Source organism: Streptomyces sp. NPDC005393 (genome assembly GCF_040606675.1).
GTDB lineage: Bacteria > Actinomycetota > Actinomycetes > Streptomycetales > Streptomycetaceae > Streptomyces.
This window is the reverse complement of sequence record NZ_JBEXFG010000018.1, coordinates 117,246-127,863: the sequence shown is the minus strand read 5'-3', so window position 1 is coordinate 127,863 and position 10,618 is coordinate 117,246. Positions and strand designations below refer to the sequence as shown.

Annotated in this window: 10 protein-coding genes; 6 read left to right on the top strand and 4 right to left on the bottom strand. The window is 71.6% G+C overall.

The window, feature by feature from the left end; genetic code table 11:
- The first annotated feature begins 508 nt into the window (after positions 1-508).
- Complete coding sequence (locus ABZS71_RS17730) at positions 509-1,606, top strand: sensor domain-containing diguanylate cyclase (protein WP_355847134.1); 1,098 nt, start codon at positions 509-511, stop codon at positions 1,604-1,606.
- Positions 1,607-1,986: 380 nt separating this feature from the next.
- Positions 1,987-3,531: a histidine ammonia-lyase gene (gene hutH, locus ABZS71_RS17725; protein WP_355847104.1), complete on the top strand. Its 1,545-nt coding sequence runs from the start codon at positions 1,987-1,989 to the stop codon at positions 3,529-3,531.
- A gap of 24 nt (positions 3,532-3,555) precedes the next feature.
- Here hutH and ABZS71_RS17720 read toward each other — a convergent pair whose 3' ends face one another.
- Positions 3,556-3,831 carry a hypothetical protein gene (locus tag ABZS71_RS17720; protein ID WP_355847101.1) on the bottom strand — a complete coding sequence of 92 codons (276 nt, stop codon included), beginning with the start codon at positions 3,829-3,831 and terminating at the stop codon, positions 3,556-3,558.
- Positions 3,832-3,939: 108 nt separating this feature from the next.
- On the opposite strand from ABZS71_RS17720, the gene ABZS71_RS17715 reads away from it, so the two are divergent.
- The 3 genes from ABZS71_RS17715 (at position 3,940) to ABZS71_RS17705 (ending at position 6,727) form a co-directional block, all read left to right on the top strand.
- Positions 3,940-4,272, top strand: coding sequence for a hypothetical protein (locus ABZS71_RS17715; protein ID WP_355847098.1), 333 nt, complete (start codon positions 3,940-3,942; stop codon positions 4,270-4,272).
- Positions 4,273-4,436: 164 nt separating this feature from the next.
- Positions 4,437-5,717, top strand: a complete 1,281-nt coding sequence (locus ABZS71_RS17710; RefSeq protein ID WP_355847095.1) for an Ig-like domain-containing protein — start codon at positions 4,437-4,439, stop codon at positions 5,715-5,717.
- 227 nt (positions 5,718-5,944) lie between these two features.
- Complete coding sequence (locus ABZS71_RS17705; protein ID WP_356211049.1) at positions 5,945-6,727, top strand: VOC family protein; 783 nt, start codon at positions 5,945-5,947, stop codon at positions 6,725-6,727.
- Between the two features lie 56 nt (positions 6,728-6,783).
- On the opposite strand, the gene ABZS71_RS17700 is transcribed toward ABZS71_RS17705, so the two are convergent.
- Positions 6,784-8,247 carry a DUF2079 domain-containing protein gene (locus ABZS71_RS17700; protein WP_356211046.1) on the bottom strand — a complete coding sequence of 488 codons (1,464 nt, stop codon included), beginning with the start codon at positions 8,245-8,247 and terminating at the stop codon, positions 6,784-6,786.
- A 98-nt stretch (positions 8,248-8,345) separates the two neighbouring features.
- Between ABZS71_RS17700 and ABZS71_RS17695 the strand changes: the two genes are divergently transcribed.
- Positions 8,346-8,498 carry a hypothetical protein gene (locus tag ABZS71_RS17695; protein ID WP_356211043.1) on the top strand — a complete coding sequence of 51 codons (153 nt, stop codon included), beginning with the start codon at positions 8,346-8,348 and terminating at the stop codon, positions 8,496-8,498.
- Between the two features lie 74 nt (positions 8,499-8,572).
- Here the strand turns inward: ABZS71_RS17695 and ABZS71_RS17690 are convergent, their stop codons facing one another.
- Positions 8,573-9,787, bottom strand: coding sequence for an MFS transporter (locus tag ABZS71_RS17690; protein WP_356211040.1), 1,215 nt, complete (start codon positions 9,785-9,787; stop codon positions 8,573-8,575).
- A gap of 14 nt (positions 9,788-9,801) precedes the next feature.
- Complete coding sequence (locus tag ABZS71_RS17685) at positions 9,802-10,569, bottom strand: SDR family NAD(P)-dependent oxidoreductase (RefSeq protein WP_356211037.1); 768 nt, start codon at positions 10,567-10,569, stop codon at positions 9,802-9,804.
- Between the last annotated feature and the right edge of the window lie 49 nt (positions 10,570-10,618).

Sequence of the window (10,618 nt, the reverse complement as noted above, 5' to 3'; positions counted from 1 at the left end):
CGCTACCGCTGGGAGGTGCCCGAGCTGGAGCACCGAGGCGAGGTCGACCGCGGTGCGCGCCCCTTCGGCTCGCCCCGGCTACCGCTGGGAGGTGCCCGAGCTGGAGCACCGAGGCGAGGTCGACCGCGGTGCGCGCCCCTTCGGCTCGCCCCGGCTACCGCTGGGAGGTGCCCCCAGCCGGAGCACCGAGGCGAGGTCGACCGCGGTGCGCCCCTTCGGTTCACCCGCCGGAGTACTGGGGCGGGCTTCGGCAGCGGCGCGCCCCTTCGGCTCACTCGCCCGTACCCGGGGTGACACCCGGGGTATACCGGGGGTGAACGGCCCACAGCGGATTGTTCTCGACATTCTTACGCTGGAGTGCAGAGCGAGCGCAGTGCGTGCGGTTGCGTGCGGTGAGGAATGCGAGGCCGGGGTGACGGACAGCGGGGACAGGGGGCACGGCGGCGGCGGTGTGCGGCCCGGTGGCGTCGACGGGCGGCTGCGGGCCGTGGTGGGGCTCGCCCAGGCGATGGCGGCGGCGCACACCCCGCGCGAGTCGGTGGGTGCCGCCGCCGAGGCCGCGCGGCGCGCCCTCGACGGCACCTTCGCGGCGGTCTCGGTGTGGGAGCGGGAGCGGGGGCGGCTGCGGGTCCTGGTAAACGTGGGCGAGCTGACGGACGGCGAGGAGTCGCTGCCGGAGGACGAGTCGTACCCGGTGCACGACTTCCCGGAGATCGCCGAGTTTCTGCACGAGCGGTGGGCCGCGGGCGGGGAGCCGCACGCCTGGGTCGAGACGGCCGAGGGCAGACGCAGCGGCTCGGCCTCCTACTGCCATCAGCGCGTGGCCGCCCTGCGGCGGCGCGGACGGGGCAGCTGTGTGGTCGCGCCGATCGTGCTGCACGGGCGGGCCTGGGGCGAGCTGTATGTGGCGCGGGCGGCCGGGAGCCCCGTCTTCGACCGCGACGACGCAGACTTCGCGACCGTTCTGGCCTCGGTGACCGCTGCCGGGCTCGCCCAGACCGAACGCCTGGAGGAGGCCCGCCGCCTGGCCTTCACCGACCCCCTGACCGGCCTGGGCAACCGGCGTGCGGTCGACATACGGCTGGACGAGGCCCTGGAGGCGTACCGTGAGCACGGCACGGTGGTGAGCCTGGTGGTCTGCGACCTCAACGGCCTCAAGCGGGTCAACGACACCCTCGGACACGCGGTGGGCGACCGTCTGCTGGAACGTTTCGGCTCGGTGCTCTCCCTATGCGGCGCGATGCTTCCGGGGGCCCTGGTGGCCCGGCTGGGCGGCGACGAATTCTGCCTGCTCGGGGTCGGCCCCCCGGCGGACGAGGTGATACGGGTCGCCGACGAGCTGTGCCGCAGGGCCGCCGAGCTGGAGATGGGCGAGGGCGTCGCCTGCGGAATCGCCTCGACCGGCGACCCCATCGGACCCGTACGCTCGGCCCGCCGCCTCTTCCGCCTGGCGGACGCGGCCCAATACCGGGCCAAGGCCGCCCGCTCCCTCAAACCGGTCGTAGCCGGCCGCGACGGCGGGCCGGAGGACCCGGTCATCCGCCTGGCCGACGCCCCCACCCCCCACCCCACGGAACGCCGCCGCTTCCGCGGCCGCCGGCCGTAGGGGTAGCCGGGGGGCGGGCAGTGGGGGCGGTTGGCGGGTCTGCCGTCTGCGGGTTTCGTGTTGCCCGGTGCCGTCGGCGCCGTGGGTCGGAAAGCACCGTCGCGGCCCGCGCCTCCCGGTACTTCCTCCGGAATCGCTTGACAAAGTAGTTGCGCCAGATCACGCGTTTCTTCGGAGGCACCACGGCGCTGGGCCGTACCACCCGCACCCCCACCGAACCGTCACCCCGCGGCGGCGCGGCACCGGCCCCCTCCCCGCCCGATGCTCCAAGCACCTCAGCCGAGACGAGAGCCGCACTCGGCGGCTCCCTGGCCCGGTGGGTCGGAGGGGCCGCTCCGGACAGGTGACAGGCCGGGATTCAGTCTCTAGGGTGCCTGAATATGGATATGCACTCTGTGGTGGTGGGGACGGCCGGGACGAGCGCCGAGGATGTTGTCGCCGTGGCTCGCGGGGGCGCTCGGGTGGAGGTGTCGGAGGCGGCGCTCGCCGCCGTCGCCGCGGCGCGGCGGGTGGTGGACGATCTCGCGGCGAAGCCCGAGCCCGTTTACGGGGTCTCCACCGGCTTCGGCGCGCTTGCCGTGCGGCACATCAGCCCCGACCTCCGCGCCCAGTTGCAGCGCAACATCGTCCGGTCGCACGCCGCCGGGATGGGGCCCCGGGTGGAGCGCGAGGTGGTGCGGGCGCTGATGTTCCTGCGGCTCAAGACGCTCGCGTCCGGGCGTACCGGCGTACGGCCCGTGGTGGTCGAGACGATGGCCGCGATCCTCAACGCGGGGATCACCCCCGTGGTGCGCGAATACGGTTCGCTCGGCTGCTCCGGCGACCTCGCGCCGCTCTCGCACTGTGCGCTCACCCTGATGGGCGAGGGCGAGGCCGAGGGGCCCGACGGGGCGGTGCGGCCGGCGGGGGAGCTGCTGGCCGAGCACGGCATCGAGCCGGTCGAGCTGCGGGAGAAGGAGGGGCTCGCGCTGCTCAACGGCACGGACGGGATGCTCGGCATGCTGATCATGGCCTGCGCGGACCTCGCCCGGCTGTTCACCGTCGCCGATGTGACGGCCGCGCTGTCGCTGGAGGCGCTGCTGGGGACGGACCGGGTGCTGGCGCCCGAGCTGCATGCCATCCGCCCGCATCCGGGCCAGGCGGCGAGCGCGGACAACATGCTGCGGGTGCTGGCCGGTTCCGGGCTCACCGGGCACCACCAGGACGACGCGCCGCGCGTCCAGGACGCGTACTCGATCCGCTGCGCGCCCCAGGTCGCGGGCGCGGGTCGGGACACCCTCGCGCACGCCCGACTGGTCGCCGACCGCGAGCTGGCCTCCGCCGTGGACAACCCGGTGATCCTCCCGGACGGCCGGGTGGAGTCGAACGGCAACTTCCATGGCGCGCCCGTCGCCTATGTCCTGGACTTCCTGGCCGTCGCCGCCGCCGATCTCGCCTCGATCGCGGAGCGCCGCACGGACCGGCTGCTGGACAAGAACCGCTCGCACGGGCTGCCGCCCTTCCTGGCGGGCGACCCGGGCGTGGACTCCGGTCTGATGATCGCGCAGTACACCCAGGCGGCGCTGGTGAGCGAGATGAAGCGGCTCGCGGTGCCCGCCTCGGTCGACTCCATCCCGTCCTCCGCGATGCAGGAGGACCACGTCTCCATGGGCTGGTCGGCGGCGCGCAAGCTGCGGACGGCGGTGGACAGCCTGGCCCGGGTGCTGGCGGTCGAGCTGGTCGCGGCGACCCGCGCCATCGAGCTGCGCGAGGGGCTGGTGCCCGCGCCCGCGAGCCGCGCGGTGCTGGCTGCGGTGCGGCAGGCGGGGGTCGAGGGGCCGGGCGGGGACCGCTATCTCGCGCCGGATCTGGCGGCGGCGGACGCGTTCGTACGGTCGGGAAAGCTGACCGAGGCCGTGGAATCGGTGACCGGGCCGCTCGCCTGAGCGGACGGGCCGGTCAACGGGTGATCAGTACGCCTCCGGGCGGGTACGCCGCACGGAGGCGGTCACCATCGCGACCCCCAGGCCCACGAAGGCCGTACCGCCGGCGAGGTACGGGGTGACGTCCACACTGCCGGTGTCGGCGAGGTTCTCGTCGGGGACCGCCTCGGCCCTGGGTGCGGCCCCGGGCTGGGACGAGGCCCCCGGCCGCTCCACCGTGGCGTTGGCGGACGGGACGAACCACAGGGCGCACAGCAGCGAACCGGCAGCGGCGGCGGTCAGCAGCGGTCGGCGTGCGGACACAACGGCATCCTCCTTGAGGCTGCGGCAAATTGACCCCGTGCGCCCGATCGTAGTGACAAGTGCGGGTCGTGCGGAAGCGAGACCGGTCGGCGGCCTACCCTCCCTCGCATGACGAGTACCGAGACATCCCTGTTTGTCCGGCTTCGTGTGGAGCTCGTGCTGGAGATCACCGACCCGGACCAGCTACGGCGTACGGCTTACGAGCGGATCGACGGCGACGTGGCCATGCCGGCCGAGGAGCGCGGGCATGCGCGGATCACGGCCGAGTCGGACGAGGCGGAGGCGCTGGCCTATCTGATCGACCCGTTCGACCTCGTGGACGAGGTGGCGGGGGTCGAACTGGCCCAGGCGTCCTGGAGCTGCGAGCGGATCGACTACGACCCCGACGCGGCGGAGTGGACCGATGAATTCGTCGACGACATGGACGACGAGGAAGACTGAGCCGTACAGCTCTGGGTACCGGCGGGTCATAGGCTGGCTTGACCGGTGCCTTTGCTAAGTGGCCTTGCGCACAGTTTTACTGTGCGAGGAACCGACCAAAAGGTACAGGCGTTCTTGTCGGATAGGTCCGGGGTTTCTGGGGTCCAGATCAAGGTCCAGGTCAAATGGAGAAGCGTGTGATGACGGACGGCAAGCGCCGTAAGGGTCTGGTGGCCGTGGCCGCTGTGCTCGGCGGCGTACTGACTCTCGCTGCTTGTGGCGGGGATGGCGACGGCGGCGGCGATGGCAAGAACGACGGCCATGGCAAGTCGCAGTCGCAGGTGGACGAGGCGGCGGCCAAGGACGCGTCGGATGCCCGCATCAAGATCACACCGAAGGCCGGTGCGACCAATGCGGGTATCAACCGTGACACCAAGGTCACCGTCGCCGGCGGCAAGCTCACCTCGGTGACGATGACCGCCTCCGAGACCGGCACCGCGGTCCCCGGCTCCATATCGTCCGACGGCAAGTCCTGGAAGCCCAACGGCCAGCTGGAGCGGTCCACTCAGTACAAGATCTCCGCATCGGCCAAGGACTCCGGCGGCCGCAGGGCCACAGAGAACTCGTCCTTCACCACCGTCTCGCCCTCCAACAGCTTCATCGGCAACTTCACGCCGGAGGGCGGCTCGACGGTCGGCGTGGGCATGCCGGTCTCGATCAGGTTCGACAAGGCGGTGACCAACAAGAAGGCCGTCGAGTCGCACATCAAGGTCACCTCCAGCAGCGGCCAGCAGGTGGTCGGCCACTGGTTCGACGGGACCCGGCTGGATCTGCGCCCGAAGGACTACTGGAAGGCCAACTCGACCGTCACCATGAAGCTTGACCTGGACGGCGTCGAGGCGTCTCCCGGGGTCAAGGGCGTCCAGGAAAAGACCGTCAACTTCAAGATCGGCCACTCGCAGGTCTCCACGGTCGACGCCTCGGCCAAGACGATGAAGGTCGTGCGCGACGGCAAGCCGCTCAAGACCATCAAGATCTCGGCCGGCAGCCCCGAGAACACGACCTACAACGGTCAGATGGTGATCTCCGAGAAGTTCAAGGAGACCCGGATGAACGGTGCGACGGTCGGCTTCACGGACGACGACGGCAAGGGCGAGTACGACATCAAGGACGTGCCGCACGCGATGCGCCTGTCCACCTCGGGCACCTTCATCCATGGCAACTACTGGGGTGCCAAGTCCATCTTCGGCAACGTCAACACCAGCCACGGCTGCGTCGGCCTGTCGGACACCAAGGGTGGCAACGACCCGAACACGGACGGCGCCTGGTTCTACAAGAACTCGCAGGTCGGTGACGTCGTCATCGTGAAGAACTCCAAAGACAGGACCGTCCAGCCGGACAACGGCCTCAACGGATGGAACATGGACTGGAGTCAGTGGGTGGCCGGAAGCGCCACCGGCGCCTGACGCCCCCTCTCCTCACCACCGCCGGGCGGCGGTCGGCCCCCAAGGCCGGCCGCCGCCCGGCGCGTTTCCCAGCGCTTCCGGACGCCTGACGGCGGCGGGCCCCGCAGCCGGCCCCACCTGGGACGGCCCGCGTCGAGTGGCGGGCCGGGCGGACTGGGGGAAGGGTGGTGAGGAGCGGGTGGTCCCGTCCGGCGCCGGGCCGGGTGGGCGGCACCCGGGAGGTCGTCATGCCCGAGGTCACGTCCTACCAGCCCGGAATGCCCTGCTGGATCGATCTGATGGTCCCCGATCAGCGGGCCGCCCTCGACTTCTACTCCGGGCTGTTCGGCTGGACCGGGGAGGTCGGTCCTCCGGAGACCGGCGGCTATGCGACGTGCACCCTCAAGGGCAAGCCGGTCGCGGGGATCATGGCGGCGCAGGGGGTGGAGGGCCAGCCCGCGCCGCCGACCGTATGGACCACGTACTTCTGCTCCGCCGAGGCGCAGGCCACCTCGGAGGCGATCAGCCGCAACGGCGGCACCGTACTGCTGCCGGTCATGGACGTCATGGACCTCGGGCGCATGCTGGTGGCCGCCGACCCCACCGGGGCCGTCTTCGGCGTCTGGCAGCCGCTGCGGTTCGCCGGCGCGGGGATCGTCAATGAGCCGGGCGCCTGGATCTGGAGCGAACTCAACACCACCGACCAGGAGGCGGCCATGGCGTTCTACGCGGAGGCGCTGGGCATCGAGAGCACCCCGATGGAGGGCGCCGAGGGCTACTACTCGCTCTCCGTGGACGGCCGCACGGTCGGCGGGCTCCAGACGCTGCCCGAGGGCACGCCGCCCGATGTCCCCCCGCACTGGCTGGTCTACTTCGCGGTCGAGGACGTCGACGAGACGGTGAACAAGGTCACCGCCGCGGGCGGGACAGTACCGCGGCAGCCGCACGACATGGTCGCGGGCCGGATGGCGGTGGTGAAGGACTCGCAGGGCGCGCCGTTCGCCGTCATCGCCCCGAAGCCGATGAGCTAGCCGGGCAGCGGCCGGGTAGCGGCCGGGTAGCGGCCGGCCGGCGCGCCGGCCGGCCGCTACCGCCGCTTGAGGACGAAGTAGCCGGACGCCGAGCCGAGGGGCGCGTACCGCGCGTCCGGATGCAGCTGCCGGGCGTACTCGACCACCTGCCGCGCGGTGCGCTCCGGCGGCTCCTGCAGGGCTATGTAGTCCGGTTCGGTCCCCCGCGTGGCCCCGACCCACAGGACCCGGCAGCGGCTGGTGAGCCGGCTTATCGGCCCGACGTTGGCCTCGACCGTCGCCCCGTCCGGGATCCGGTCCAGCAGCCGCTCCACCGCGCCGACCGGCGCCGGCCTGTCGTACGTCGTCCCCTCGGTGAGGCCGTACAGCGGCAGCGAGGCGGTCAGCGCCAGGGCAGCACCGCAGACCGCGGCGGGCAGCTGGCGGGAGTACGACGCGAGCCAGGCCCGGCGGCTGTCGCGGCCGCGGTCGAGCGCGTCGACGAGGGCCAGGAAGACGACCGGCATCAGCACCGCGCTGTAGTGCCAGTCCGTGCCCCAGTAGTGCTCCTCGTGGGAGACGAAGCGCCAGCCGAGGGTGGGCACCGCGACCAGCAGCAGCGGGGAGCGCAGCGCGAGCAGACCGGTGGTCGGCAGCAGCGTCCACGCCAGGGTGCGCAGCGCGGTGTCGAGGGGAATGGTGGCGGTCTGCTCACCGCCGCTGCCGACCTTGTCCCAGTAGTCGTACGAGCCCGCGCCGTTGAACTCCGGGATGATGACGCCGAGCGCGAGGGCCGAGACCACTACGCCGAAGCCCATAAGGGCGACCGCGAGCGGGACGACGCGCGGCTCGCGCTCACGATCGCCCCAGGCGCGGATCAGGATGACGGCGCCGATCGCGGCCACGGTGGCGCCCATGTCCTCCTTGACGAAGACGAGCGGGGCGGCCCACAGCATCGCCGCGTACCAGCGCCTGCGTATGACCGCTTCGAGGGAGAAGGCGATCAGCGGGACGGCGAAGCAGATCTCGTGGAAGTCGAAGTCGACGGCGCGCTGGACGCCCCAGGACAGCCCGTACGCGACACCGATCGCGACCCCTCGGCCACGCCCCAGCAAATGGGTCGCGACACGGGTGACGGGGACGGCGGCGACGGCGAACAGCGCCGCCTGCGCGACCAGCAGGGTGACGGGGCCGGGGAAGAGCCGGTAGAGGGGGCCGAGCAGCGCCGTGACGGGGCTGAAGTGATCGCCGAGGATATTGGCGCCGGGGCCCTTGAGGTCGGCGACGGGGGCCTGGAAGTGCGCGTACGCCCGTATCGCCTGTTCGAAGATGCCCAGGTCCCAGGACATGGTGGCCATACGGCGGTAGCGGCAGACCGACAGCGTCGCGAAGGCGGCGAAGAGGGCGAGGGCCAGCCAGTACGGGTCGAGGCGCGGGTGACGCAGCACGGCCGCTCGGGTAAGGAGGCGGATACGGCCCGTGGCGGCGGCGGTGGCCCCCTCGGCGGTGGTGCCGGGCGAGGCTGCTGCGGCCGTATCCATCCAGGGTCCTTATCGTGTGGGCGGTCTGTGCGAAAAGATACGCGAAGGGGGCGGGTAGGTTGCCGGGACTGTTTCGTATACCGGGGCGGGGTTCGGCCGTGGCGCTTGCCGCACTGCTGGCTGTGGCGGGCTGTCAGCCCGGCGACACGGCAGGGCACGGCGAGGACGGGCATGGCGAGGACGGGCACGGCGAGGGCAGGCAGGTCCGGTGCGCCTACGCGGTCCGGTTCGCCCAGGTCGCCATCACGTAGGAGATGCCGGTCACCGCGCCGGACAAGCAGACGGTGCTGCGCCAGTGCGGCGGTTGACGAGCCGTACGGGTATCTCAACGAGGGCGGATCGGCTGGTTCTCGACAGCGACCCGTGACTGGCTTCCCGTCGCTCCGGGTCTCCGGCTGCACAACGCGACGATGTGGCGGACGAGGGCGAGCACCGTGAGCAATGCCACCAGCGTGCACACGCCCCACCACCCGGCCTGGCCGTACGCGCGTACTCCGAGCCAGGAGCCTGCGCTGCCGCCCAGGTAGGCGCAGGTCATGTAGCCGGTGTTGAGCCTGCTGCGGGCGTCGGAGCGCAAGGCGTAGACCCGGGCCTGGTTGGCGACCATGCCGGACTGCATGGCGACGTCGAGCAGCAGTGTGCCGACGACCAGAGCGGTCAGCCCGGGTATGCCGCCCCAGGCGCCCGCGGCCAAGACCGCGGCTGAGACGAGGACCGCGAGCATGCAGACGAGGTTCACCGGCTCCGGGCCGTGGCGGTCCACCAGGCGTCCGGCGAGCGGGGTGCAGAGCATGGTCGCGCCGCCGACCAGGGCGAGCAGTCCAACGGCCTCGGCGCCCATGCCGTAGACCGGACCGGTGAGGAGGAGCGACAGGCAGGTCCACACGGCCGAGAACCCGGCGAAGACCGTCGCCTGGTAGAGGCAGGAGCGGCGTAGGTCCGGCTCGGTGTGCAGCAGGCGCAGTGACCCGGTCAGGAGCGCCGGGTACCGCTGACGCGAGGTTGGGGGTGCGACGGGCACTGTGCGGGCCAGAACGCCGGCGAGCAGCAGGGCCAAGGCCGCGGCCGCCAGGTAGGGAACTCGCCATCCCAGCCATTCGCCGAGCGTCCCGCTGAAGGTGCGGGCCAGCAGCATGCCGCCGATCGACCCGCTCAGCATGCCGCCGATCACCGCTCCGCGACGGTCGGCGGCCACGAGTCCGGCCGCCAGCGGGCCGACGACCTGAGCGGCCACGGTGGTGAGGCCGATGAGGGCGCTGGCGGCGATGAGGAGTGGCAGGGTTGGGGCGCAGCCTGCGGCGAGCAGGCCCAGGCCGGTCAGGGCGAGCAGGGCGACGAGGAATGAACGGTATGGGAGCCGGTCGCCGAGCGGCACCAGCAGGAACATTCCGGCTGTGTAACCGGCCTGGGTGGCGGTCACGGCCAGGGAGGCCGAATCGGGAGACGCATGTAGTCCTGCGGCAACCAAGGGGATGATCGCCTGCGGGAAGTAGATGTTGCCCACGGCCACCGCGCAGGTCACGGCCAGGAGCAGGGTCATCCGACGGCTCATCCTCAGTCCACCGGTCCGCCGGCGACGTAAATGACCTGGCCGGAGACGAATCCCGCCTCGGGGCTCACCAGGAAGGACGCCGTGTGCGCGATGTCCTCCGGCTCGCCGACCCGTCCGACCGGGATGGACTTCGCCGCGCTGCGCCGGAATTCCTCGAAGTCGCGGCCGAGCCGCAGAGCCGATGCCCTGGTCATGTCGCTCACGATGAAGCCCGGGGCGATGGCGTTGGCAGTGATGCCGTGCTGTCCGAGTTGGAGGGCGAGTGACTTGGTGAAGCCGATCAGGCCGGCTTTCGCGCTGCCGTAGTCGACGCGGGCGGCGTCACCGACCGCAGAGATGCTCGACATGTTCACGACCCGCCCCCAACCGGCCGCGATCATGTGCGGGCACACGGCCCGGGTGAGGAGGAACGGGCCGCGCAGATTGACCCCGGTGACCTTGTCCCACTGCTGCGTGGTCATGTCGACAAGCTCGGCACGGGGGCCGATGCCGGCGTTGTTGACCAGTACCGTCGGCGGCCCCAACTCGGCTGCGATCCGGGCGACGGCGGCTGTCACCGCGGTCTCGTCCGAGACATCGGCGGGGACCGCTGTCGCTGATCCGCCGTTGCTGGTGATGGTTTCGACGGTGCCGACGCAGTCCGCCTCGTCCAGGTCGATCAGGCCGACCGCCAGGCCGTCGTGCGCCAGCCGTCTGGCCACCGCGGCGCCGATTCCGCGTGCCGCGCCAGTGACAATTGCCGTGTGCTGTCCATGAGTTGGGTGTGTCATGCGTGGAAGCCCACTGCATCGACGTTGCGGCGCCAATCGATGTAGCGTA

What these genes read in the sequence shown, in the direction of transcription:
- ABZS71_RS17705 (WP_356211049.1), top strand. Translation starts at nt 5,945, where the DNA reads ATGCCCGAGGTCACGTCCTACCAGCCCGGAATGCCCTGCTGGATCGAT.
- ABZS71_RS17690 (WP_356211040.1), bottom strand. Translation starts at nt 9,787, where the DNA reads ATGACCCTGCTCCTGGCCGTGACCTGCGCGGTGGCCGTGGGCAACATC.
- ABZS71_RS17715 (WP_355847098.1), top strand. Translation starts at nt 3,940, where the DNA reads ATGACGAGTACCGAGACATCCCTGTTTGTCCGGCTTCGTGTGGAGCTC.
- hutH (WP_355847104.1), top strand. Translation starts at nt 1,987, where the DNA reads ATGGATATGCACTCTGTGGTGGTGGGGACGGCCGGGACGAGCGCCGAG.
- ABZS71_RS17710 (WP_355847095.1), top strand. Translation starts at nt 4,437, where the DNA reads ATGGAGAAGCGTGTGATGACGGACGGCAAGCGCCGTAAGGGTCTGGTG.
- ABZS71_RS17730 (WP_355847134.1), top strand. Translation starts at nt 509, where the DNA reads ATGGCGGCGGCGCACACCCCGCGCGAGTCGGTGGGTGCCGCCGCCGAG.
- ABZS71_RS17685 (WP_356211037.1), bottom strand. Translation starts at nt 10,569, where the DNA reads ATGACACACCCAACTCATGGACAGCACACGGCAATTGTCACTGGCGCG.
- ABZS71_RS17700 (WP_356211046.1), bottom strand. Translation starts at nt 8,247, where the DNA reads ATGGATACGGCCGCAGCAGCCTCGCCCGGCACCACCGCCGAGGGGGCC.